Genomic DNA, 23,757 nt, shown 5'->3' with positions numbered 1-23,757 from the left:
GACTGATTTAATTGTTTGAATTTACAGATACACAGAACAGATCCCTGGGTTGGGTCAGCTGGTATTTAAATTGTTGACAGGATAGGCTAAACCTGTGAAATGGTATGATTTAATAGCTTAATTAAAAGCGTTGATTTTTTACCGTTTAATAAAGGACTGAGCTATTTTTGCGGACCAAATACATAAAATATGAATCCATTTGCAAGACACGACAAATTTGAGAATAGACATATTGGCACCATAGGGGCTGATCTGGTGGACATGCTTAAGACTATTGGCGTCCAAAGTCTGGATCAGCTTATTGAGCAAACGGTACCGGATGGTATCCGACTGAAGGATCCAATGAAGATCCCTCAAGCCCTATCAGAGTTTGATTATTTAAGTACGCTCAAGCAAATTGGACAAAAAAATAAGTTAAACCGAAGTTTTATTGGGCAGGGATATTTTGGAACCATCACCCCATCAGTAATTTCTAGAAATGTATTTCAGAATCCGGGTTGGTATACGCAATATACCCCTTATCAGGCTGAAATTGCACAAGGAAGATTGGAGGCTTTACTTAACTACCAAACAATGGTTTCTGACCTTTGCGGATTGCCGATTGCCAGTGCCTCATTACTTGATGAAGGAACCGCTGCCGGAGAAGCAATGTCCATGTTTTATCATGCAAAAGAGAAAAGGAACAAGGAAGAATCTCCCAACGTATTTTTTGTAGATCAGCGCGTTTACGACCAGACCCTGGATGTCTTGCAAGCAAGAGCCTGGCCAAAGAACATTAAGATAGTGGTGGGTAATGTTGAGAAAGAAGAAATTCCTGCCAACTGTTTTGGTGTTTTGATTCAGTATCCGGATAAAACCGGAGCTGTCACTGATTACAGTGGATTTATTGCAAAAGCCAAATCAAAGGGTTGTTTGGTAGCCATGGCTACTGATTTGTTGGCATTGTGTATGTTAAAGTCACCGGGCGAGTTGGGAGCTGATGTGGCACTGGGAAACAGTCAGCGTTTTGGTGTGCCTTTTGGTTTTGGAGGGCCCCATGCAGCTTTTTTCGCCACCACAGAAGAATTCAAGAGAGATATGCCGGGCAGAATTATTGGGGTGTCTATTGATGATCATGGTAATCGTGCCCTCAGAATGGCATTGCAAACCAGAGAGCAACACATTCGCAGAGAGAAAGCGACTTCCAATATTTGTACTGCTCAGGCATTGTTGGCAATCATGGCTTCCATGTATGGAGTTTATCATGGACCCGACGGATTGTATGCCATAGCCCGCAGAACTCATGACATGGCAACCAGCCTGGGAAATTCGCTTACCTCAATGGGCTACAAATTATTAAATGAGTACTTTTTTGACACCCTCGCCATTAAAGCTGATCAATCCAGCACAGCACAGATAAAAGAAATTGCAGAAGCTCACCAGATGAATTTTTGGTACACCTCTGAAGGAGTTCAGATAAGTCTTGATGAAACGGTGACAGAAGAAGAACTCAATTTAATTACTACCATATTTGCGAAGGCCTCGGGAAAGAATCAGGCTGCAATGATCTTGCCTACCTCAGGTTTAAAAATTCCATCTACCATCATCAGGACTTCAGAGTACCTGACGCATCAGATTTTTAGCATCAACCAGACCGAGTCTGCCATGATGAGATACATTAAAAGACTTGAAAATAAAGATCTCTCGCTGGTTCATTCGATGATTTCGCTTGGTTCCTGTACGATGAAGCTGAATGCAGCAACAGAGTTAATACCGGTTTCGTGGCCGGAGTTCAGCGACATTCATCCTTTCGTGCCCGCCAATCAGGCAGAAGGATATCTGACGATGATTCATGAACTGGAAGAATATCTTTGTCAGGTAACCGGATTCACAGCTTGTTCGCTCCAACCAAATTCCGGCGCACAAGGAGAATTTGCAGGACTTTTGACTATTAAAGCCTATCATGAATCCAGAGGTGACCATAAAAGAAATATTGCACTGATACCTTCTTCAGCCCATGGAACAAATCCGGCATCAGCGGTCGTAGCAGGAATGGAAGTGGTGGTGACCGCTTGTGATGAAAATGGAAATATCATTGTGGAGGATATCAAGGCCAAAGCCAGTCAATACAAAGACAATCTGGCCTGTCTCATGGTAACTTACCCATCCACGCATGGAGTTTTTGAGACTTCTATCAGGGAAATATGTGAAATCATTCATCAGCAAGGTGGACTTGTGTACATGGACGGTGCCAACATGAATGCGCAGGTAGGATTAACCAGTCCCAGCGCCATTGGTGCAGATGTTTGCCATTTGAATTTGCATAAGACCTTTGCCATTCCTCATGGTGGAGGTGGTCCGGGAATGGGCCCAATCTGTGTAAACGACAAACTAAAACCTTTCCTGCCAAGCCATAAATATTTTACTGTAAATGGAGATAAACATGCTGTTCCTGCAGTGTCAGCGGCTCCTTATGGGAGCGCCAGCATCCTGTTAATATCTTATGCCTATATCAGAATGTTGGGTCCTGATGGAATGACAAAAGCCACTAAGCATGCCATCTTGAATGCAAATTACATTGCTTCTAGGTTGTCAGGAAGATACAAGGTACTCTACAAAGGTGAAAATGGCAGAGTAGCGCATGAACTCATTGTTGATTTACGTCCTTATAAGGATGTAGGTGTGAGTGCAGAAGACGTAGCAAAGAGGTTTATGGATTATGGATTTCATGCTCCAACTTTATCCTTCCCGGTAGCAGGAACCATTATGATTGAACCAACAGAATCAGAGAATAAAGAAGAGTTGGATAGATTCTGTGAAGCTTTGCTTGCCATACATGATGAAATTGATGAGATTGCAAGGGGAGAATACCCGACTGAAAATAATGTATTGCACAACGCGCCGCATACTGCTGCCATCATTACAGCGGATGAGTGGAACAAGCCTTATTCCAGACAAAAAGCCGCCTATCCATTGCCTTACCTGCATGGAGGGTTGAAATTCTGGCCGACGGTGGGCAGGGTGAACAATGCACATGGAGACAGAAATCTAATTTGTACATGTCCTCCGATAGAGGAGTATATGAGTTAAACTGGATACATTTAATTTAATAAATGGACAATTGAGTATGTTGACTGCCGAATATTGTTGTAGTGTTTTTCTGCAGGTAATAGAAGCATACCATACTTCTAATGATGTAGACGAGGCATTTCCGTTTCAGGATGTCGAGCATGATATTCATCATTTCCTAAAACTTAAATCCTGGATAGACACTGTTCAATGGCATTTGGAAGACATCATTCGAAAACCTGATTTGCCACCGGATGAATTCATTCACACCAAAAGGAGGATAGATTTGTCTAATCAGGAAAGAACTGATTTAGTAGAAAAAATTGATGATTGGTTTTCAAACCAGTTTGCTCACGTGACTTTAGTAGAAAATCCCAGAATTAATACAGAAACTCCTGCATGGGTGATTGATAGATTGTCCATTTTGATGCTGAAAATTTACCATATGCAGGAGCAAACCCTGAGGACGGACGTTGATGAGAAACATACAGCTGTTTGCAAGAATAAATTAGAAATTCTCCTGGAACAAAAGGCCGATTTGTGTTTTAGTTTGAATGCCTTGATTCAGGAAATAGGGGAAGGGAAAACTCGTATGAAAACCTACAGGCAAATGAAAATGTACAACGATCCTGCGACCAATCCGGAGTTATATAACAAGAAGTAATCATCATGAAGGTATTGATGATCAGGTTTTCAGCAATGGGCGATGTAGCCCTTTTGAATCCTGTCATTCGATCTGCCTTACTTCACAATGATGAACTTGAAATACATGTTGTTACTAAAAAAAATAACTCCCCTTTCTTTAATAATTTAGATAAAGTAAAGGTCCTGCCTGTTGATTTTAAGAAAGGATTTATTGGTTTTATTGAGTTGATTCAATTCAGCTTTTCACTTGCTCAAGTTCAGTATGATTTGGTGGTCGATCTTCATGATAATTTAAGAAGTAGAATTATTTTTGGTCTACTTAGATTATGTGGTAAAAAAACCGTCAGGTTCGATAAAGCCCGTAAACAAAAATTGCAATTATTAGGGAACATTGGAACCCACGCAACACCGATAAAGCATACCGTAGAAAGGTATGCCGAAGCAATGCTGGAGGCGGGAATACAGGTGGATAAGACTTTGAAAAAATTAAAAGAATTTCATTTTGTCAGGAATGAAATTACAAAGAAAAAAGTATTAAACTATTTCAATACACATGACGCTAATGATGATGTAAAAGTTGGTTTCGCACCATTTGCGCAACATGCATTAAAAACATTAGGAAACGCTAAATCAGAAGAATTAATTGGTCTCCTCACAGAACATTTTAAGGATAAAGCCAAAGTATTTTTGTTTGGTGCAGGCAAGACGGAGCTGGCGCAAATGCACCAATGGAAATTAAAGTTTGGGGAGCGGCTAATTTTAGTACAGGAACATTTCACACTGGAGGAACAACTGGAATTATTCAATCATTTGGATGTGCTGGTGTGCATGGATTCTGTAAATTTTCATTTGGCAAACCTTTCCAACATAAAGAGCATAATTTCTGTCTGGGGACCGACGCATCCATTTCTTGGATTCGGACCATTGGACGAAACGCGCAACAAGATTCTACAGATTTCTACAACCGAATTAACCTGCCGGCCTTGTTCGGTTTTTGGTCAAAATCCTTGCCACAGAAAGGACCATGCTTGTATGCAAAATGTTTCTGCAGGTTCGGTATTTATTGAAGTATTGAATGTTATTACAGGAACTCAATTATTTAACAAAGCGTCGAGTTGAGGCTATAAATACCCAGAAAACAATATAAAAGTCCTCAAACACCCATTGCAATGGGGACGCAGACACCTCCTTCTAAAAAATTAACCGCAACAATAGAACATTTTACATTGAATTTATTAATTTTCTAGCTTATCTTTCTGTCCAGTTTAACGAGGAAGTCTAATACTCCTGCTTTTTAAATGTAAATTATGAAAGTAAAAGTTTTAACTGTTTTACTACTACTGATATTTCTATGGAATTATAATTATGTTGAAGCACAATCAGGTTTTGCGAAAACCTATGTGATAAAGTTTAATAATAGATCAGATACTAATTATTATCCAAATTTTATTAAAGCAATTGAAATTCATAATAGCTTTATTTATTCATTTTTATATTCCTCAGATACAACAAATAAAAAAGTGTATGGTACAGGATTTGGAATATTTAAATTAGAAGGTGAAATGTTGGAATATAATTCCATCCCCTATAGAGATTCATTTAATTACTTTTTTCCAGAAGAAATGATTACTTATGATTATGAGACTTTTTTTACATCCATTAATATTAAGCCTGGTCTTGATGGTATATTAAAGTATAATCATAAGACAAAAGAAGTGATATCTTATCCTATTGTGAATTCATTATGTGCATCATGTTTTGAACTATTTGGTGGCATGGCTAAAGATCTTTGGGGAAATTTAATTTTATCACATGATGTAACTTCACCCAATGCAATAGATTCTTTCTATACTAAAGTCCAAATTACAAAGATGGATACCTCAGGAAGGATTATATGGACTAAAATATATGGGGGTCCATCTACGGAGTATAAAAGAAATTCTTGTAAATCCGTTTTTATAGACAAAGATGGGGATTATTGTGTAGGAATTTCTTGGGATAATAAAGTCGGATTCTATCAGACCCTGTTCTATAAATTGGATAGCTCTGGTAATATAGTCAATCAGTATGTATCAAAAGTTCCACTTACAACCGCTGATGTCCATGATATTTCCCAATCAAGTGATGGATCTTTTTATCTCGCTACAAATTATAATAAGAATGAAGGGAGAAATGAATGGTATAGTACAGAAGCAACAGCGGTTACTTTATTAAATAGAGATTTATCTTTTAAAAAATCTTTTGCTGCTGGGGAAAAAGGGTTCACGCATTTAAATTTCGAAAAAATATTGCCTACCCATAATCCCGATGAAATAATCTTAATGTATAATGGTTTTAGTAATTTTAATTACTTAAAATACGATAGTGTCAAATCAAAAGTAGATACAATTTATTCATCAGTTCAAAAAGTAACTTTGCATAAAGTAAATTATAAAGGAGACAGTATATGGACACGAAGGTATTCAGTAAGAGAAGGATCAATTTATCATTGGACAGACGCAGAACAAAGTAATGCTTATGATTTTAAGGCTATTCCTGATGGATCCGGATATATCATTGGTGGATATTCTTATCGTAATAACGCTTATGAAAAGCTAGCAGAACCATATTATGTTCCACTACTCATCCGAGTAGATAATGATGGATGTATTATTCCTGGTTGTAACTTAACAAAAACCAAAGATAATAAATTGGAATCAGAAACTAGTTTCCGAGTATGGCCAAATCCATTTAAGGATCGATTGGTTATTCAACATGACGTGACTGAGGTATTAAGTTATAAGCTTTATAATATTGAAGGCAAGTTAATGGATGAATTCAATTTATCAGAATTTGGTGAGAATTTAATTTTAAAAACATCCTCTTTACCGCCTGGAATTTACAACTTAATAGGTATGAATGTTAAAGGTAATTTTCATCATGAAAAAATATTGAAGGAATAAATTTAATATCAAATAACACCTCTGGCTTAGTGTTAATGAATCTTTTAAAAGAAAAACTGGAATTATCAAAGTATTGACTAAAGTATAAATAAGCTCTCAACTTCATCACTTACGACTGTGAATACACTTGCTGAATTCATTACATATCCTTTTTATTAAAAATTCTAATTGAAAAGTAAAGTGGTACCAGTGTCCAGCACAGCATGGTAATCAAGGTATATAGGGTCCTCTGATAACCTATGAAGTAGATCGCCCATTAACTGTTAAAGATGCGGATAATACGGTCATTACCATGTCTTATGATATATCAGATGGATCGCTTCATACAGTTACAACTATACCACAAAATGCGAGTACTAATATTGTTAAAGAAAGTTATACTGACTTAGACAAACAAGTCGTTAAGCAAAAAGATAATGGTAAGACTACAACTTTCGACTTTGATGCTGCAGGTCAACTCCTCAGTGTATTAGATGAAGATGGTAATACCACATCCAGTGAGTATGATCTAGCAGGTAGAAGAACACAATGGATCCATCCTGACGCTGGAACCAATACTTATACATATGATAATCTTGGTCAATTAATGACTATGGTGACTCCGAATCTTGCCATTAATAGTGATGAAATTATCTATAAATCAGATGCTTTAGGTAGGATTAAATCGGTCACATATCCTGATTATGCAAATTCTACTCCAAATATCAATAATGTCAAATATGAATATTATCCTGCTACAACTGGAGGCATTGATAATAATAGAGGCAGATTGATGTTGGTCCAAGATGCAACAGGATTAAGAAAATATGAATATGGATCTCAAGGAGAAATAGTTAAAGACATCAGAACAATAATAGCTCCGGGCCAGGATAATAAAACCTACGTTCACCGATTCCATTATGATACTTGGAATCGTATTGATACCCTCATTTATCCTAATAAAGACACCTTACTTTACAAGTATGATTTAGGTGGTAATTTGAACTTTATGAAAGCTGGAGTACAGGTTTATATAGATAGTATTGGTTACGATGAATTCGAACAAAAAGTATTTTGTAAATATGGCAATAGCACATCACAAACCTATGCCTATACTACAACATTGCGAAGACTATTTAATTTGGTTTCCAAGGATCACTCTGGTAACAATATGTACAACTTGAGTTATACATTTGATAAGATTGGAAATGTAGATTCTATTCACAATTCAGCAGGTATCATCAATGAAATGGGTGGAAGTTATTATCACAAATACACGTATGATAACTTTAACCGCATCTCCACAGCACACGGTAGTTGGACCGGTGATACAAGCAATACATTAGGTAACAAGGCATCAAACTATACGCTTGAGATGGCCTATGAGAATATGCATAGAATTACAACTAAACAACAGGATCATACGCGTGATGCATCTAATGTAGGCGAAAACACCTACGATAATTTATTCAAATACGAAGATGTGAATCATCCGAATGCAGTAACTTCCATAGAAAACCAAACGAATAGCGAAGTCGAAGAATTTAATTATGATAACAATGGAAATGTATTGCTACATGAATTCGATAATGGAGATACTAAGAATATGTTATGGGATGAAGCAAATATGCTCAAAGCAATAAAAATATCTAACGCCGCAAGCTTCCAACACTACATCTACGATGCTAATGGTGAAAGAACATTAAAAGGCTTAGGTAATTATGCTGTAGTGAATCTAAATGGACAAAGCCAGACCAATGCTACTTTAGGTAATTATTCAGAATATGTCAGTGGCTACATGGTTATGGGACCACATTACATGGTCACGAATCATTATTATTCAGGTACTGAAAGAATAGCTTGTAAATTAGTTGGATCAGTAGATAGCAGTGTTGACAACAGTCTAGAGTTATCAGGATCAGAAAAAGCAGGACTTCCTGATAGACAAGCAGAAGATCTGGAATTAATCAGAACTGAATTTGGATTCGACACCTTAATTATTGAAGATACTGATCCAGAAGAAGACGACTGCGAAGGAAATAATGATTGTCCTAATGTACTTTATTTCTTCCACCCAGATCACATTGGATCCAGCACATTTTTAACTGATGAAGCTGGAAATCCTTATCAATTTATCCTATATTTGCCTTTCGGTGAAAGTATGGCTGAACAGAAAGCTGGAGGCTATTCTACGAAGTATAGGTTCACGGGTAAGGAAGTTGATGAAGAAACTGGGTTGTATTATTTTGGGGCAAGATATTATGATCCTAGAATTTCTTTGTGGTATGGGGTCGATCCACTTGCAGAAGATGCTCCTGACTGGAACTCGTATCGGTATGGATTTAATAATCCAATTCGAATGATAGATCCAGATGGTTTATTCGAAACAGAGGCTGAAGCGAAAGCTTATGCTAAAGAGCATAAAATCAAAACGGGCTTTTTTAGAAATAACAAAATTGTGTCTAATAAAGATGGCAGTTTTTCTATTGATAACAAGAAAGCAGGTACATCAACTTTTCAAGATAGAACATTAGCAAATGAAGCACATCCTGATGGTGTGTATGAAGCTCCCATGGTCGCTGCGAATGATGTAATGTCTATGAATACAAAAGGAGGAGGATTTAGTTTTGATCCTCTTACTCAAATTGAAACATTACGCGATGGTTCTGAAAGAAAAAATGAAGTGCAAGGAGGTGAAGGAGCTCCTGTTGGACCTGGTGGAGCATTAAAAGGTTACAACTATATTAAAACTATTGGTAAGAAATATAATGTTTTTGAAAAAGTTGTAAAAGCTAAAGACCTATCTGGACAAGCAAGAGCAGTGTTTACTCAGATTAAGAACATGTCAGGGAAAACAATTAGATATTTTAAAGATGCCTTTAAAATTGATGGAAGGCATTATGAACGAGCGAATAAATATCCTTATAAAAGTAGGTCTAGAAAACTTGATTGATATGACTAAAAAACAATTACTAAAATTTATTGAATCAAGAGTTCTGTCAAGTCATTTTAAAAATGTATTGATTGCGGAGGTTAACGAATATATTCTAAGTGTAACTTCCAAACATAGCTCAATTAATATAAATGGAGACGGTGAAATAAATTCTTTATTTACTAAAGATAATTTAGTGTCGCTATTTAGAAATTACTTAGATTCAATAATATTTGAATGGGAGTTGGAATACATTTTGAATTTTATTCAATTTAATTTTGAATTTGAGAATGAAGAGGTAGAAGAGATTATTTTTAGTTTCTCAGATCCCTATTTAAATTTTGAAATAAATGAAAATAATATAAGCAATGCTATAAAGTCAATGGAAGTACAATTTAGTAAACCAAAATTTGTAGGTAAAACTAAAGGTAGTATTCTACGATCAAAATATAGACATATATAGTTCTTTAGTTTGGACATTACCAAAACATCATGATAAGTTTATATTTTTGTAAAATGAACTCCTACGTGTCGTAATTTTTAACCGTGTGTCAGATAATATCTTTCTCCTGCTAGCCTAAGCTAAGAAGTGAAATTTATTAAAAAACTTGAAAGACTTAAGTTCTTTAACCCCCATTTGATTGTGGATTACGGGCAAGCCCGTAAGTGGCATGTAATAAACAACAATAATGTACCAATTTCTTCCATCCAGATCACATTGGATCCAGCACATTTTTAACAGATGAGGCTGGAAATCCTTATCAATTCTTGCTATATTTGCCTTTCGGTGAAAGTATGGCCGAACAGAAAGCTGGGGGCTATTCCTCAAAGTATAGGTTCACAGGTAAGGAAGTAGATGTGGAAACCGGACTCTATTATTTTGGGGCGAGGTATTATGATCCTAGGATATCGATGTGGTATGGGGTAGATCCACTGGCAGAGAAATATTTTGAATATGGAGCATACGTTTATACTGCGAATAATCCAATAAAATATATAGATCCAGATGGTAGAGGTTGGTATGAAGATGAATGTGGAACACCTACATTCAATAAGGATTTAAATAGTAAAGAGGATTTTATAAAATCTGGACTCAAAGGAAGTTTTATAGGTAATTCTGCATTAAGCATGGACGACAATGGGAATCAAACCAGCTTTAATAAAGATGGGACAAAAACTACTTCAGTTCAATTAGATGAAGTTTCGGTTTCTGCAGAAAAACCTAAGTACGGATATTATGGTGGAATATGGGGTCAGTTAAATGCAGATAAAAGTGCAGGTGCAGCATTTGCAGATGCAGGTTCCGAGTTTATGTCTGAGGCATTTTCCAATATGGCAACTTTGGGTGCTGGTGGGCTTGGTGTTAAAAGCGCAGAAGCATTTACTATTCTTGGTTCTAAAAGTAGTTCATATTCTGTAGTTAAGAACGCACTCTTAAAAGTATTTGCAAAATTAGGAATTGATGGTCCATTGCCTAAAATGAAGGATGGTAGATGGGGAAGTCCACAAAGAGGCGATCAAAATAAAGGTTACCGTTTAGATGATCGAGGTACTCCAAGTAGTAAGAATCCTAACGAGCAGGGTCCACATATAAATTACTGGGACTATACTTCTGGAAAAAGAAAAACTGGTAAAGGTATAAAAGATGCAGTTCCGCTTAAGTAGAATAAATTTTTATCAATGAAATACAATAAGTTTGAAGAATTCGATTGGCACGACTGCCCATTGTATTCAATAAGGTTTGACGACAATTTAGAACTTAACATTGATTATATCTTAAAATGGGCAATTCAAAGTAACTCTACATATAAATATTTAATAGCTCCAGCAAATTTGATATTTTATGATGTGCTGAACATGGAAATTTCCATAAAATCATCTTTTTTAAATGGTTTTGAAATTGATAGGATAGTAAATGAAGGAAATTGCTGGGTCATTGAATTACAAGAAGGATATTTAAAGTTTAACTCAAGTGGCTTTAATCAAGTATTGATTAAAGATCCAATATGGAAAGAGAATCAATACTTAAGCGAAGAAGAAAGAATTGTTATTAAATAAAAGTTTTTAATCATTGAAACAAGCTTTTCTTGCTCTTTACAATTCATTAGAATTAAGCATATCAAGAAATTAAACGATGAAAATGAATTTTAGTTAAGCGTATGTCATTTTATTCTTAATAGCAATAATATTGGCTTTTAGTTCATTTTGAAAATGATTAATATCGGAAGGATCATACCGTTGAGTTCGGATATGTTGCTTATCAAAGAAGGAATCGCTAGGGGCAGTTTTATTCTGGAGCATTAAGATTTCTTTTTTTTAGGGCAGAGGCGTATCCAAGTTCAAAGAATACATTTGGATTCCTGCCAGTTAGGTCAGCTATAATAAGATCTGCTTTTTCTATTTGGTTGAATATTCTATCGATTACCTTTCCTTCATACAACTGTTCATCAACCCTTTCACAATAACAATCAACTTCTGGTTTTAAACAGACTTCTTTGATTCCAAATTTATATGTATCATCAAAATCACTATGGAAGGGCATAATGACAAATACAAAAGGTTTAGCCATTATTTAACTTACTTTAAAATTGCCCGCAATTTATTTTTTGCCAGAAAAGCATCAAGCAAATTAAAGACAGTCTCTTTGTCTTTATCCGGAAGCTGATTGATGTCATTGAATCGTTGGAGCATAGCCGGATCTTTTAACAGATTAGTATCATTGCTTTCTCCAAGAAGGAATCCAACAGAGGTATCTAACTCGTCTGCAAGGTTCTTAACAACATCAATAGAAGGCTTTACTTCATCGCGCTCATACTTACCGATGATGGAATGATTCGTGTTGAGAAGCTTAGCCAAGTCATTTTGAGAAAGATCTTTAGCTTCTCTACACTCCCTTAATTTTTTTCCAAAACTGCTCATTATTAGTCATTTATAGCTCAAAACGGCCATTTTATTAGTAATAATACAAAGATACTGTTCAAATGTGAATAAAAAAAGTCATAAATAGTTTTGTGAATCAAGTCAGATCTTATACATTTGGGTCAGAAATGACCAAGAAAGAAAATTAAAATATTTTTTCCAATGGAGATCCAAGACATAAAGACCCAGATTTCGATAGGTCTAATCCTAGACCATTACGGTATGGAGGCAGATAAGAACCAAATGTAAAATCCGGTCAAGCTGACCCACCTTTCCGGCTCAAGTTGACCCACCTCCAGAAGGTCTAAAGAAATGATGTCATAAAGGTATAAAAAAATGGAATTAAGATTTTTTACGCAATGAATCTCCTTTGAGTTCAATTCTGTGATGTTTGGCAGTAAGCCGGTCTAAAATTGCATCTGCCATGGTAGGGTCGTTTAAATAATCATACCAATTTTTGATAGGTAGTTGCGAGGCAATAATCGTAGAACTCTTACCATAGCGATCTTCCAGTATTTGAAGCAATGCCAGCCTCAAATTATTGTCAAAAGGCACTAGGCCAAAATCATCCAAAATGATTAATTCTATTTTTTGAAGGTAGTTAAGGAGTTTGTTGAATGTTCCGTCAAGCTTGCTTATGCTGATGCGTTCATAAAATCGATTCATATTAAAGTAACTTACTTTATATCCCATGCTGCAAGCCTGGTGACCTATGGCACAGGCCAGATAGCTCTTTCCTGCCCCAGTAGCTCCTGAGATGAGAATGTTTTCTGATTTTTTGATAAAGGAACAATCTGAGAGTTTGGAGATGGTTTCTTTTGTCAGGTTCCTTTGTGTTGAACAGATGATTTGTTCCAGAGTTGACTCATATCGAAGTTTACTGATTCTTACTAAAAACTTCATTTTAGCATCCTTGCGATGGTAGACTTCAGATTCTGTCAATTGTGCCATCATCAGATGTGCCTCAGGCTGTTGATGGGCCGGAAGATCTGTGATAGATTTGTAAGTTGTTGCCATGCCGGATAGTTTTAAAGCTTTGAGCTGGTTTAATGTTTGTTCTGTATTCATGATTTAAATATTTTTAAGCGTAAGTGGACGAACCTCGTAAATTTTCATGGTCTGATATTATTGTGATATTTGTGTATTCCTGATTTGTATCCTGTTTGTCCATATTGTTTTTTAGCACTCGTTCCAATATTCCATAATTTATTTTAGCTGCATTTTTTATTAGAGCGCACGCATTTTCTAATCTTTCGGGAGTATAGGCATTTGCAAGTCTTAACACTCCAATACAACTTCTGTAGCTTTGTTCAATAAAAGTTCTGCTTTTTAAAATATGCTCTACTATATCGGATGTATAAGGACCTATTTGTTTAGCTTGCTTGATAAAATATTCTGAATCCCATCCTTTGTATTGTTCCATATACTGATGGTTGGCCGGCATGTGGTCTTTAAGAGTTGTATACCCATTTTGTTTAAAACTTCTCTTATGAATAGCCACACGTTGTAATTCATCATATATTTCCACTATAGAAGTAGTGAATAGAATTTTTAATCTCTTGCCGATCAAGGTATAGGGGACACTATATTGATGGAAGTCCTGTCCCAGTATAACATGATAATTTCGTTGTACTTTGCCAAAAGTAATTTGCTGATAAACATAAGGTTCTCCAGGTAATTCTTGCAACAATACCTTTTCTTGAGATTCAAACATTTCAAGTCTTGAATATTCTTTGCCTTGAAAACGCTGTGTATTGTGTCTGATTAATTGTTCCCGCACATGGCACTGTAATTCTTCTTTGCTTTTAAATATTTGATCTCTTAAAGGAGCATATATTCTCTGGTAAGCCAACTTAACAGCATTTTCTACACTTGCTTTGTCTCTTGGCTTACGAACTCTACTCGCAACCATATTGGTGTTATAATGAATCGCTAATAGCTCCATGGCTTGTGTAAACTCTGGGTCGTAACGATTTGCCTTAACCACAGCTGATTTTAAGTTATCGCACTTGATACTCAATGGAACACCACCAAAATAAGTCAAGGCATTACATATTCCACGGGTAAATTCTGGTTGCTTTTGAGATCTCAAGACCTCAACATAAGTCATTCCACTAAAAGGAAGTACACAAACTAAAACCTGACAGTATTTGATTTCTCCGGTTTCCGGATCAACATAACTAAGCAAATCTCCAGCGAAGTCAACCATCATTTGCTCACCAGGAGCATGGTGAATTTTGTATATCGCCATATTTCTTTTCTGATGTTGGAGAAGGTGCCAGCAAAATTGACTGTGGCTCAACCCATCAGGATGGTCAACACGATACTCATGCCACAAGAGAGTTTTGGTCACTCCTGTTCGCCTAAGTTCTTCAATATAGTAATCCATCTTATTCAAAACCAATTGTATTCGGCCTACCGGAAGCTGTGCGTTTTGAGACTGCGGGTTATAGATTAATTCAATAAAATCCTCATCAGACAGCTCTAATGCAGCTTTATGATCAATTCCTATGGATTCGATTAATCTCAAGTATTCCCGGATTGTATTTCGAGACATACCCGTTTGATTGGCGATCTTGCGGATGCTAAAGCCCGCATTCTTTAATTGGAAGATTGTTCTGATTTGATGCATTTGCTTTGGTTTTGCTGACATGATATTTGGCTTTAATAAACCAAATACCACATTATATACATCAATTCCTATAAGACCTTAGGGTGGGTCACTTTGCTCCGGATTTAGTGGGTCACTTTGCTCCGGATTTAGTGGGTCACTTTACTCCGGATTTGGTGGGTCACCTTGCTCCGGATTTAGTGGGTCACTTTGCTCCGGATTATACACCAAAGAATGAGATGTCCATTCCATGATGACAAGACACCGAGCATGCAGATCTATACGAAGACGAATACAGCGTATTGTTTTAGTAGTAATTGTAGGACGCATGGGAAGAGTCTGGATGTGATAGACTTTATTATGTATAAGGAATCTATCACCAAACACGAAGCAATAGAAAAGGCCAAAACAATGATTAATGGTCAATTGATAATGGTTGATGAACAAGTAAAGCCGAGTGAAGAATTTATCCGGACTGATGTGCTAACAAAGATATTTATCTACTTCAAAAATGGATTAAACAGCAGCGTCCCTGCACTGGAATACCTAAAAAGCAGAAACTTGGATCCGAATCAAATCGAAGTAGGCTATAATGCAGGACAGTTCCATTATACGAATCGAGATAACAAAGAATTGATTAAGAGTTTAGTCAAGGTTGGATTATTGACTGAAGATGCATCGAGAGGCAACTATCAGATATTTGCAAAGAATTGCATTGTGTTTGCACTGAAGAATTCACAAAATCAGGTTGCAGGATTATACTTCCGCAGTACAATAAACGATAAGGAAAGTAAACACTATTATTTAAAGATAGAAGCGGATTATATCCGCACTACCCTCATCAAAATACAAAGGGACTGATTATTACAGAAGCGATCATTGATGCTGCCACTCTGTTACAAAATGCTGCAATCACACAACAGTATAGTATTGTGGCTGCATATGGGACGAATGGATTGACGGAAGAACATCAGGAAGCGATTAGAAATCTTAAAGAACTGGAGGAAGTAATTTTCTTTTTTGATGGAGACGAAAGCGGAAAGGTGGCAGTAAATAAATATGCGATTGTAATTAAAGAAATGCTTGCTAATATTAAGATCAGTATAGTAAATACTCCAGACGGCGAAGATGTAAATAGCTTATTAGTTAGTCATTCCAAATTAGAGGTATTGCAACATTTAATAGAGCAACGAAAACCAATCAATTGCGAAGGTAAAGTTCAAGAGCTTTTATTTTCAACTGAAGAAATTTCAATTGAAAAAAATCTGATGACTTGCGACTGACGACTGATGACTATGCCAAAAGTGAAAATCTAAATACCGAGAACCCAAACAATATAAGCTATGAATCAGTAGGAATGCGATATGAGATCAAAGGCAGTATCAAACCACTACTCGATAGCCTAAAAATAAGCTTACAAATTATAAATATTAAAGAAGGAATCGACTACAGATCAAAGTTAGATCTATATGAATACAAACAAATCCAAACCACGGCAGAAGCTGCTGCGGAGGTATTGCATGTGACAAAAGAGAAGATTCAAAGAGACCTTATGATACTCACTAAATTACTAGAACATTATAGAAATACAACGACACCAAAGAATGGTACAGAAAGAATAAAAACACAGGTCAATGAGATTAATACTAAAGCCTGTATCGAATTCCTAAAGCAAACAAATTGTTTAACAAACATCAACAAACTTATAGGTCAATGCGGTGTAATTGGTGAAGAGAACACCCGAATATTATTGTTTGTAATTGCTACGAGTTATAAGATGAAAGAGACGTTGCATGCTTTAATTCAAGGAAGCTCCGGAAGCGGCAAAACCAGACTATTAAAAATCATAGGAAATCTTATTCCACAAGAAGATGTGAAGCGATTCACACGAGTGACAGAAAGCAGCTTTTATAATTATGGAGAATATGATTTGGTGAATAGATTCTTATGCTTCGAAGATATCGACGGATTGAAAGAAGAAGCGTTACTAGCATTAAGAGAACTGATGAGCAATGATATATTAATCAGCAGTACGAGTCAGAAATTTGATGATGGAAATATCCGCAGTACAGAACGAACGGTAAGAGGACCTATAGCGAGTATAGCCTGCACGACACGAGGTGATTATTACGAAGATAATATTAGCAGGAGCTTTGTAATCGCCGTTGACGAGAGCCGAGAACAAACACAGAGAATCATCAACTATCAAAACCAAAAATATGCCGGACAAATCAACGAGCGCGAAGAAGAAAAAACAAATTTATTCTTACAAAACTGCATACGATTATTAAAGCCCTACAAAATTATCAATCCCTACGCAAACAAAATCCATCTTCCAGATGATGCCCATAAGATCAGACGACTCAATGAAATGTATCAGAGTATTGTCAAGCAAATAACGATCATCAATCAATATCAACGCAAACAAGACAACCAAGGAAGATTGATCACAGAGAAAGAAGATTTGCAAATAGCCTGTGAAATATTATTCGAAAGTATAATTCTTAAAGTAGATGAACTGGATGGAAGCTTGAGACAGTTTTTTGAAAAGCTCAAATCTTTTGTAAAGGAGAAAAACAAGGGCTCTGTCAATGGAGAAATAAGTTATGAGTTTAACAGATTCGAAATCATGAATGCCACAGGTATCAAGAAGACACAGCAACATTTTTATATCAATAAATTGGTGCAACTGGAATATTTGAAACAAAGAGGCTTTGCCAATCGAGGATTTACGTATCAGATAGCGTACTGGGACAATATGCAAGGCATAAGGACGAGGATCAAAGACAGTCTTAATACACAATTACAAAATCTTTAAATATAGAGAACACCCTCTGGTGTTCGGTATCGACCGAACGCCAGACCGAACACCAGGGTATCGATAAACAGGGCGTTTTATGTCAAAAAGGGCTGGTGTTCGGTGTTCGCAAAAAGGAACAAGGGGGTATAAAAAAATATGAATTGGCTTAAGGTAAAATATTATCAAGAACAGATAGAAAAATACAAAAATCATCTGAATACTCTGGGATATAATGCACATGGTGTAAGAATCAAATGCAATCAATTGGCAGAATTCTTCGAACAACAACAGATACGAGGGATAGAACAAGTTGAAGAAATCACAGAGGAAAACATAAGGACATATTACAACTACATATGTAATAGGCCCAATAAGCGAAATGGATCTATACTTAATCCAAAAACCATTCATGAATACATGAGTGTTGTAGAATCCTATTTTAATATGCGGCTTCAATATGGAGAGATAGAAATAAATCCAGTAAGCACCATTAAAATACCCTATCCCAAACATAAGACAGATCGAGCGATATTGAGTCAGTCGGAAATTATAGAATTATATACCCATACCGAAAGTTTATTAGAGCGGGCGATATTAAGTTTAGCTTATGGGTGTGGACTAAGAGTATCCGAAATGGTACAATGTAATATGGATGACATCAAGATCAAAGAGGGTGTTCTAATAGTACCTAGAGGTAAGAATAATAAACGCAGAGTAATGCCATTATCGCCAGGAGTTATCAAGGATCTCGATGATTATTTAAATGAAGTTAGAATCTATGAGAACACGAAAGAGAGTCAAAGTTTTATACTCAATCAGAGAGGTAGAAGAATGCAAAAAGACACCTATAATAGGATTCTAAAAATGATCATCCACAGAACAGCAAATGAGCGAATTAAAAACAAAACAATCAGCATACACAATCTTAGGCACAGCATAGCAAGTCATTTATTAGAAGGAGGAATGCCATTACAACAAGTGAGACAGTTTTTAGGACATGATCAGATGGAGACTACAGAAATATATACGCATATCCAACAAAGGCAAATCAAAAAATGATCGACGATATATGATAAAAATACTAGAATATTTAAATGAACATTACAGCGCATCATCAACAAAAGGCTATGAGAATATGATTAATAAATATAGGGCGTATATGCAAAGTAAAGCTCAAAGAGCGAACTATCATGACATAATGGGATATGTGAGTTATCTAAGAAAGAGTAATCTTCATCCAAAGAGTTTGCGAAATCACCTTTTTGCTATAAAAATATACTATCGGTACTTAGTAGAAATGGAAGTCAGAAAAGATCATCCATGTGAGAAGTTATATCTACGAGATCAAATCAACCGAAGCATAGAGATAGAGAATTTATACACTACAGAACAATTAGAAAACTTATTAAAAGAACATCGATCCAATGATAAAAAGAATCAAACCAGAGATGAGATCATCATTGGATTATTAATCTATCAGGCATTAACGGTGAGGGAACTGGTGAATCTAAAAATCACCGATATAAATCTCATAGAAGCCAATGTACATATAGGCGGAAGCAAAAAGAATAATGCAAGGACATTGGCTTTAAAAGCAAATCAAATATTGTTGATCAGTGATTATATCAGAGAACATCAGGAACAAATATATTTATTCGAAAATAAAAAAGGACAAGCATCATCACCAGGACAAATCAATCGCATCATCAATTACAAAAAAAATAAAAGAGAAAAACTACTTCCCATAAAAATACGTCAAAGCGTTATCGCCAATTATCTGAAACAGAATAATGATATCCGAGTAGTTCAGGTATTTGCAGGACATAAGCGAAGTGGCAGTACGGAAGAATATAAGCAAAGTGGATTAGAGGAATTGAAAGTTAGTATTAGCAAAATACATCCCCTTCAATAGGCGGGAAGGTGTTACAATAGGCAAAAATATAATATCAAACCATTATCTTTGTAAATTGAAAATAATATGACAAAAAAACCAAGCATTCCAGATAGAATAGTTGAAAGTAAGATCTTACTGATAAGAGGGAAAAAAGTAATGATCGATAAAGACATTGCAGAATTATATGGAGTAACAACAAAGAGGTTGAATGAACAAGTAAAGAGAAATCATACACGCTTCCCTGAAGATTTTATGTTTCAATTAACAGGTATTGAGAAATCAGAGGTAGTCGCAAATTGCGACCACCTCAATAATTTAAAATATTCTCCAAATTTACCTTATGCATTTACAGAATACGGTGTTGTAATGCTTGCAAGTGTCCTCAACAGTGAACGAGCTATTGAAGTAAACATACAAATCGTAAGAGTTTTTACAAGATTAAGAGAAATGGTTCTGACTCACAAGGATATCCTATTAAAATTAGAGCAATTAGAAAAGCAAGTTGTAAATAACAGTGGTGATATTCAAATTATATTTACTGCATTAAATGAGCTACTAGAACAACCGAATCCACCAAGAAAACAAATCGGCTTTAAACCAGATGACGTATAAAAAACATCTCGTCTTCGCAAAGAAGCAGAACTGTCTGCAAAAAGAAGAACCACGATTAAAAAGCAGGTTAAGCGGCGTGGCGGTGGGACAGTCTTCGGCATATATCGCGCCATACTCTCCTTGCGTCGAGTAACAGACACTCCTGATTACAGGAGCGTCTTTGTCACGCTATATGCAGTCAGACTGAGCACCGCCACACGGCTGCTTTCCTGTCTCTTGTACACTATTCAATTCTTCATAGAGTACAAGATCCATCGCAGCCTGAATCGTTTCGGGCGGCCTGCTGGCCGCTGGGCTCGTATCGTCAATATAATAAGATTTTATAGTTTTAAAGGCATTGTATTGACGATCCGCACGGAAGCCGCCTGTAGTCTCAGCACTGTCCATCGCACAAGATCCATGCAATGCTGAGGCTACATTCTTAAGCTTCCTGTTCGCCCTGCGGCACCGCCAGTCCAGCCGCCGTACCCATAATAAAATGCAGTACATAAATATCAAAGAGTAGTTAAAACCTCAAATAGCTTAATGATCTCTTGAGCAAAGCTAGCTGCCAACCCACAGCTTTGTAAAGGTCAAGCCCTTCGGGTTTTGGAAGAAAATTTTTGCTCACACACAAAATCAACACACTAAAATTTTTCTTCCGAAAACCTTGACAAAGCAAGACCTCGCGCCGCTTTAGATTGCTTAAGAGATCATTAAGCTTGAAATGTATCCTTCTCAAAAAAAACGTAGAACCACAATAAAAAGAGCTAAACTTTTTTTTCAATTGAAAAGGCCGTCAGGAATTGAAAAATCAAAAGTAATTGCGAAATCCCTACTGATTCTTTACTATATACTTTGGTAATCGGGGAAGGAATCGAACCCGGAAAGTATCTCAACTAATCAACTTCAATTAATAGTTCAATTGAAAGAAAAAAGGTCATATATTTGTAGAAGGGATGTAAAGACATCCTAGAGGTTAGAAAAAAAGTGTACAGATGTGGTATGGGGTCGATCCAATGACAGAGAAACATCCTGACTATAATCCTTTTGCCTATACAGCTAATAACCCTATAAGATTTATTGATCCTGATGGAAGAGATTGGTATGAAGATGAGAATTGTAATAGGAGGTTCGATGAGAAGCTGACAAAGGATAACCAAAAAGACTTTTTGAAAGATGGTCAACGATATCTTGGTGCAACTCATTCTGAAAAAACAAGTGATGGTAGAGGGACGAATAATTATAGGAAAGATGGTAGTGTATTGTTTGGTTCGCAACAAGATGCAGTTCGCCACATGACTTCAATTACTGAAAACACAGGTAAGGAACAATTTGGATTTATTTCAAGCGACAAAGTATTAGTAACTCCTGACAAGGTTAACGATGGAGGTGATTCACGACCATGGAAGGCAGGTTATAAAATTGGTGATGGTGAATTCAAAGATCCAATAACTAGACTAGACCAAAAATTTGATGCTACTGTACACACCCACCCAAGAGATAACTACTATCCTAACTCTGGTAATGCTCCATCTGGGGATGATATGAAAACTCTCAGGGATCATTATCCTAGTAAACTAGGCTTTACAATTGGACTCGGTAATCGAAAAATTTATAAATATTATATAGATGGAAATGGAAATGATAGAGCACAAAACACTGGAATAACAATTGATAATTTCAAAAAATTTCCTAAAAGATGAAAATTGAAACAATATTATTTATAACTTTTGGATTATGGATTTTATTTGGGTGTAATTCTAACAAGCTAGACGATTCAAATTCTGAATATTATGAGATAAATACTGAATTAAAGAAAGAAATTGTATTATACATTAAAAGAAGCAATTTGGATTGTCATTGTAGTGTAATGGTTGATTATTATAATACCTATAATGGATTTGCAATATTCAATTTTAACAATACAAGAAACAAAAGATTAATTTTTTCGAAAATAGTACCTAAGACAAAAATAGGGTGTAATACTATATATTTTTTTACTGGAGTGGAGAAATACTTTATTACATCTGCCAAAGATGAAAAAGCTTGGCCGAAAAATGCTGGGATTTGCAATAATGATGACTTAATGATAATTGATTCTTTGGGTAATTTTATTTCCTATAGAAATGATTTTATTTTTCCCAGATGTGATACCCCAGTTGTTCGATTCGTAACTAACAAGCAGTAAATAACACAAAAGATTTTGGAAATTTAAGTAAGTAATAAATCAATACTCAAATCATCAAAAGCCTTTTGGAGGTTAATTAAGGAGTGATGATTGACATCATCATTCCTCTCTTGGTCAGAATCGTGAATGTGTTTAGATAGTACTAGAGCATCAAGTTTAATAGATTTTCCATTATATCTTAATCTCCAAAAGGACAAATATGCTTCCACTTCGACAGCATCAACTCCTTCATCATTATTTGCTTTGCGTATGTAAATACTGAATGGCCGATTATTGGAAATTTCATTAGGTTGAAGTTCTTCAATGAAACCATTTCTTAAGAGGACATCATGATAAGAAACTGCGATTGGATGATCCATAAATTATTTACTTTAGAATAGCCCTTAATTTATTATTAGCGAGGAAAGCGTCTAACAGGGTAAAGACGGTTTCCTTGTCTTTGTCTGGAAGCTGATTAATCTCATTGAATCGTTGGAGCATGGCAGGATCTTTAAGGAGATTGGTGTCATTACTTTCTCCAAGTAAGAATCCTACAGAAGTATCGAGTTCATCAACGAGGTTCTTGACGACATCAATAGAAGGTTTGACTTCATCACGCTCATACTTGCCAATGATAGAATGATTGGTGTTTAGAAGCTTGGCCAGATCATTTTGTGATAGTCCCTTAGCTTCTCTACATTCCCTTAATTTTTTTCCAAAACTGCTCATAATTAGTCATTTATGACGTAAAAACACCAATATTATGGTGATGTTACAAAGATACTGTTCAAATGTGAATAAAAAAAGTCATAAATAGTTTTGTGAATCAAGTCAGATCTTATACATTTGGGTCAGAAATGACCAAGAAAGAAAATTAAAATATTTTTTCCAATGGAGATCCAAGACATAAAGACCCAGATTTCGATAGGTCTAATCCTAGACCATTACGGTATGGAGGCAGATAAGAACCAAAGAATGAGATGTCCATTCCATGATGACAAGACACCGAGCATGCAGATCTATACGAAGACGAATACAGCGTATTGTTTTAGTAGTAATTGTAGGACGCATGGGAAGAGTCTGGATGTGATAGACTTTATTATGTATAAGGAATCTATCACCAAACACGAAGCAATAGAAAAGGCCAAAACAATGATTAATGGTCAATTGATAATGGTTGATGAACAAGTAAAGCCGAGTGAAGAATTTATCCGGACTGATGTGCT

22 protein-coding genes and 3 pseudogenes are annotated in these 23,757 nt (G+C 36.0%); 18 read left to right on the top strand and 7 right to left on the bottom strand.

Annotation, left to right across the window (positions count from 1 at the left end; all coding sequences use genetic code 11):
• Nucleotides 1-189: 189 nt before the first annotated feature.
• The 8 genes from gcvP to IPJ53_16255 all read left to right on the top strand — a co-directional run bounded on the left by gcvP (nt 190) and on the right by IPJ53_16255 (nt 11,604).
• Nucleotides 190-3,069, top strand: coding sequence for an aminomethyl-transferring glycine dehydrogenase (gene gcvP, locus IPJ53_16290; GenBank protein ID MBK7800660.1), 2,880 nt, complete (start codon nt 190-192; stop codon nt 3,067-3,069).
• A 37-nt stretch (nt 3,070-3,106) separates the two neighbouring features.
• The gene (locus tag IPJ53_16285; GenBank protein ID MBK7800659.1) at nt 3,107-3,712 is read left to right on the top strand and encodes a DUF4254 domain-containing protein; all 606 of its coding nucleotides are present in this window, start codon (nt 3,107-3,109) and stop codon (nt 3,710-3,712) included.
• Nucleotides 3,713-3,717: 5 nt separating this feature from the next.
• Nucleotides 3,718-4,812 (top strand): glycosyltransferase family 9 protein, encoded by a 1,095-nt coding sequence (locus tag IPJ53_16280; GenBank protein MBK7800658.1) that lies wholly within the window; start codon nt 3,718-3,720, stop codon nt 4,810-4,812.
• A gap of 188 nt (nt 4,813-5,000) precedes the next feature.
• Nucleotides 5,001-6,635, top strand: coding sequence for a T9SS type A sorting domain-containing protein (locus IPJ53_16275; GenBank protein MBK7800657.1), 1,635 nt, complete (start codon nt 5,001-5,003; stop codon nt 6,633-6,635).
• A gap of 292 nt (nt 6,636-6,927) precedes the next feature.
• The gene (locus tag IPJ53_16270) at nt 6,928-9,567 is read left to right on the top strand and encodes a hypothetical protein (GenBank protein ID MBK7800656.1); all 2,640 of its coding nucleotides are present in this window, start codon (nt 6,928-6,930) and stop codon (nt 9,565-9,567) included.
• A 1-nt stretch (nt 9,568) separates the two neighbouring features.
• On the top strand, nt 9,569-10,009 hold the full coding sequence (locus IPJ53_16265; protein ID MBK7800655.1) for a hypothetical protein: 441 nt from the start codon (nt 9,569-9,571) through the stop codon (nt 10,007-10,009).
• Between the two features lie 332 nt (nt 10,010-10,341).
• Nucleotides 10,342-11,211, top strand: a complete 870-nt coding sequence (locus IPJ53_16260) for an RHS repeat-associated core domain-containing protein (GenBank protein MBK7800654.1) — start codon at nt 10,342-10,344, stop codon at nt 11,209-11,211.
• Nucleotides 11,212-11,226: 15 nt separating this feature from the next.
• Nucleotides 11,227-11,604, top strand: coding sequence for a hypothetical protein (locus tag IPJ53_16255; GenBank protein MBK7800653.1), 378 nt, complete (start codon nt 11,227-11,229; stop codon nt 11,602-11,604).
• 229 nt (nt 11,605-11,833) lie between these two features.
• Here IPJ53_16255 and IPJ53_16250 read toward each other — a convergent pair whose 3' ends face one another.
• The 4 genes from IPJ53_16250 to IPJ53_16235 form a co-directional block, all read right to left on the bottom strand.
• Complete coding sequence (locus IPJ53_16250) at nt 11,834-12,115, bottom strand: hypothetical protein (GenBank protein ID MBK7800652.1); 282 nt, start codon at nt 12,113-12,115, stop codon at nt 11,834-11,836.
• Nucleotides 12,116-12,123: 8 nt separating this feature from the next.
• On the bottom strand, nt 12,124-12,465 hold the full coding sequence (locus IPJ53_16245) for a helix-turn-helix transcriptional regulator (protein MBK7800651.1): 342 nt from the start codon (nt 12,463-12,465) through the stop codon (nt 12,124-12,126).
• 342 nt (nt 12,466-12,807) lie between these two features.
• Complete coding sequence (locus tag IPJ53_16240) at nt 12,808-13,533, bottom strand: ATP-binding protein (GenBank protein ID MBK7800650.1); 726 nt, start codon at nt 13,531-13,533, stop codon at nt 12,808-12,810.
• A 13-nt stretch (nt 13,534-13,546) separates the two neighbouring features.
• Entirely contained in the window at nt 13,547-15,118 is a 1,572-nt protein-coding gene (locus IPJ53_16235) for an IS21 family transposase (GenBank protein ID MBK7800649.1), read from the bottom strand.
• Between the two features lie 62 nt (nt 15,119-15,180).
• Between IPJ53_16235 and IPJ53_16230 the strand changes: the two genes are divergently transcribed.
• The 7 genes and pseudogenes from IPJ53_16230 (at nt 15,181) to IPJ53_16200 (ending at nt 20,382) form a co-directional block, all read left to right on the top strand.
• The gene (locus IPJ53_16230; protein ID MBK7800648.1) at nt 15,181-15,330 is read left to right on the top strand and encodes a hypothetical protein; all 150 of its coding nucleotides are present in this window, start codon (nt 15,181-15,183) and stop codon (nt 15,328-15,330) included.
• A pseudogene (locus tag IPJ53_16225) lies at nt 15,311-15,499 on the top strand (hypothetical protein). Before IPJ53_16230 ends, IPJ53_16225 begins: the two are co-directional and overlap by 20 nt.
• A gap of 69 nt (nt 15,500-15,568) precedes the next feature.
• Nucleotides 15,569-16,359 (top strand): annotated as a pseudogene (locus IPJ53_16220) (toprim domain-containing protein).
• Nucleotides 16,350-17,894, top strand: coding sequence for a hypothetical protein (locus IPJ53_16215; protein ID MBK7800647.1), 1,545 nt, complete (start codon nt 16,350-16,352; stop codon nt 17,892-17,894). Before IPJ53_16220 ends, IPJ53_16215 begins: the two are co-directional and overlap by 10 nt.
• Before the next feature lie 138 nt (nt 17,895-18,032).
• Nucleotides 18,033-18,935, top strand: a complete 903-nt coding sequence (locus IPJ53_16210) for a tyrosine-type recombinase/integrase (GenBank protein ID MBK7800646.1) — start codon at nt 18,033-18,035, stop codon at nt 18,933-18,935.
• A gap of 10 nt (nt 18,936-18,945) precedes the next feature.
• A complete protein-coding gene (locus IPJ53_16205) occupies nt 18,946-19,788 on the top strand; it encodes a tyrosine-type recombinase/integrase (protein MBK7800645.1) in 843 nt (280 codons plus the stop codon).
• A gap of 66 nt (nt 19,789-19,854) precedes the next feature.
• Nucleotides 19,855-20,382: an ORF6N domain-containing protein gene (locus IPJ53_16200; GenBank protein MBK7800644.1), complete on the top strand. Its 528-nt coding sequence runs from the start codon at nt 19,855-19,857 to the stop codon at nt 20,380-20,382.
• A 168-nt stretch (nt 20,383-20,550) separates the two neighbouring features.
• Here the strand turns inward: IPJ53_16200 and IPJ53_16195 are convergent, their stop codons facing one another.
• Nucleotides 20,551-20,769, bottom strand: coding sequence for a hypothetical protein (locus IPJ53_16195; GenBank protein ID MBK7800643.1), 219 nt, complete (start codon nt 20,767-20,769; stop codon nt 20,551-20,553).
• A gap of 590 nt (nt 20,770-21,359) precedes the next feature.
• Between IPJ53_16195 and IPJ53_16190 the strand changes: the two genes are divergently transcribed.
• Nucleotides 21,360-22,067 carry a hypothetical protein gene (locus IPJ53_16190; protein ID MBK7800642.1) on the top strand — a complete coding sequence of 236 codons (708 nt, stop codon included), beginning with the start codon at nt 21,360-21,362 and terminating at the stop codon, nt 22,065-22,067.
• A complete protein-coding gene (locus IPJ53_16185) occupies nt 22,064-22,552 on the top strand; it encodes a hypothetical protein (GenBank protein ID MBK7800641.1) in 489 nt (162 codons plus the stop codon). Before IPJ53_16190 ends, IPJ53_16185 begins: the two co-directional genes overlap by 4 nt.
• Nucleotides 22,553-22,575: 23 nt before the next feature.
• On the opposite strand, the gene IPJ53_16180 is transcribed toward IPJ53_16185, so the two are convergent.
• On the bottom strand, nt 22,576-22,911 hold the full coding sequence (locus IPJ53_16180) for a hypothetical protein (protein ID MBK7800640.1): 336 nt from the start codon (nt 22,909-22,911) through the stop codon (nt 22,576-22,578).
• A gap of 7 nt (nt 22,912-22,918) precedes the next feature.
• Nucleotides 22,919-23,260 (bottom strand): helix-turn-helix transcriptional regulator, encoded by a 342-nt coding sequence (locus IPJ53_16175; GenBank protein MBK7800639.1) that lies wholly within the window; start codon nt 23,258-23,260, stop codon nt 22,919-22,921.
• Nucleotides 23,261-23,422: 162 nt separating this feature from the next.
• Between IPJ53_16175 and IPJ53_16170 the strand changes: the two are divergent.
• Nucleotides 23,423-23,695: pseudogene (locus IPJ53_16170) on the top strand (DNA primase).
• Nucleotides 23,696-23,757: the final 62 nt, after the last annotated feature.

The organism is Candidatus Vicinibacter affinis (assembly GCA_016714365.1).
Classification (GTDB): Bacteria; Bacteroidota; Bacteroidia; order Chitinophagales; family Saprospiraceae; genus Vicinibacter; species Vicinibacter affinis.
The sequence above is the reverse complement of the archived record's forward strand: the minus strand, read 5'-3'. Positions and strand labels throughout refer to the sequence as shown.

Coding starts and splice junctions, on each gene's coding strand:
- gcvP (MBK7800660.1), top strand. CDS start 190: ATGAATCCATTTGCAAGACACGACAAATTTGAGAATAGACATATTGGC.
- IPJ53_16285 (MBK7800659.1), top strand. CDS start 3,107: ATGTTGACTGCCGAATATTGTTGTAGTGTTTTTCTGCAGGTAATAGAA.
- IPJ53_16280 (MBK7800658.1), top strand. CDS start 3,718: ATGAAGGTATTGATGATCAGGTTTTCAGCAATGGGCGATGTAGCCCTT.
- IPJ53_16275 (MBK7800657.1), top strand. CDS start 5,001: ATGAAAGTAAAAGTTTTAACTGTTTTACTACTACTGATATTTCTATGG.
- IPJ53_16270 (MBK7800656.1), top strand. CDS start 6,928: ATGTCTTATGATATATCAGATGGATCGCTTCATACAGTTACAACTATA.
- IPJ53_16265 (MBK7800655.1), top strand. CDS start 9,569: ATGACTAAAAAACAATTACTAAAATTTATTGAATCAAGAGTTCTGTCA.
- IPJ53_16260 (MBK7800654.1), top strand. CDS start 10,342: ATGGCCGAACAGAAAGCTGGGGGCTATTCCTCAAAGTATAGGTTCACA.
- IPJ53_16255 (MBK7800653.1), top strand. CDS start 11,227: ATGAAATACAATAAGTTTGAAGAATTCGATTGGCACGACTGCCCATTG.
- IPJ53_16250 (MBK7800652.1), bottom strand. CDS start 12,115: ATGGCTAAACCTTTTGTATTTGTCATTATGCCCTTCCATAGTGATTTT.
- IPJ53_16245 (MBK7800651.1), bottom strand. CDS start 12,465: ATGAGCAGTTTTGGAAAAAAATTAAGGGAGTGTAGAGAAGCTAAAGAT.
- IPJ53_16240 (MBK7800650.1), bottom strand. CDS start 13,533: ATGAATACAGAACAAACATTAAACCAGCTCAAAGCTTTAAAACTATCC.
- IPJ53_16235 (MBK7800649.1), bottom strand. CDS start 15,118: ATGTCAGCAAAACCAAAGCAAATGCATCAAATCAGAACAATCTTCCAA.
- IPJ53_16210 (MBK7800646.1), top strand. CDS start 18,033: ATGAATTGGCTTAAGGTAAAATATTATCAAGAACAGATAGAAAAATAC.
- IPJ53_16205 (MBK7800645.1), top strand. CDS start 18,946: ATGATAAAAATACTAGAATATTTAAATGAACATTACAGCGCATCATCA.
- IPJ53_16200 (MBK7800644.1), top strand. CDS start 19,855: ATGACAAAAAAACCAAGCATTCCAGATAGAATAGTTGAAAGTAAGATC.
- IPJ53_16195 (MBK7800643.1), bottom strand. CDS start 20,769: ATGGACAGTGCTGAGACTACAGGCGGCTTCCGTGCGGATCGTCAATAC.
- IPJ53_16190 (MBK7800642.1), top strand. CDS start 21,360: ATGTGGTATGGGGTCGATCCAATGACAGAGAAACATCCTGACTATAAT.
- IPJ53_16185 (MBK7800641.1), top strand. CDS start 22,064: ATGAAAATTGAAACAATATTATTTATAACTTTTGGATTATGGATTTTA.
- IPJ53_16180 (MBK7800640.1), bottom strand. CDS start 22,911: ATGGATCATCCAATCGCAGTTTCTTATCATGATGTCCTCTTAAGAAAT.
- IPJ53_16175 (MBK7800639.1), bottom strand. CDS start 23,260: ATGAGCAGTTTTGGAAAAAAATTAAGGGAATGTAGAGAAGCTAAGGGA.